Below are 283 nucleotides of genomic sequence, written 5' to 3' on the forward strand. Positions count from 1 at the left end.
ATCAAAAGACTAGAAATCAATATTCACGCTGAATATTCATTTCTAAACTCTCAAACTTCGAAGCAGTTTATGGTGGAGCCAAGCGGGATCGAACCGCTGACCTCCTGCGTGCAAGGCAGGCGCTCTCCCAGCTGAGCTATGGCCCCATAACAAAATTGGTGGGTCTGGGCAGATTCGAACTGCCGACCTCACCCTTATCAGGGGTGCGCTCTAACCAACTGAGCTACAGACCCAATTTCGAGCTTGTAACTGTTAGCTCAGAGCTATCAGCTTGGAGCTTAAA

2 tRNA genes are annotated in these 283 nt (G+C 48.8%); both read right to left on the bottom strand.

The annotated features are described in order from the left end of the window. Positions 1-70 precede the first annotated feature (70 nt). Positions 71-146: transfer RNA gene (locus tag HU727_RS25610), tRNA-Ala, on the bottom strand. A gap of 10 nt (positions 147-156) precedes the next feature. Beyond that, positions 157-233, bottom strand: a tRNA-Ile gene (locus tag HU727_RS25615). Positions 234-283: the final 50 nt, after the last annotated feature.

This window comes from Pseudomonas khorasanensis (genome assembly GCF_014268505.2).
Taxonomy (GTDB): Bacteria; Pseudomonadota; Gammaproteobacteria; order Pseudomonadales; family Pseudomonadaceae; genus Aquipseudomonas; species Aquipseudomonas khorasanensis.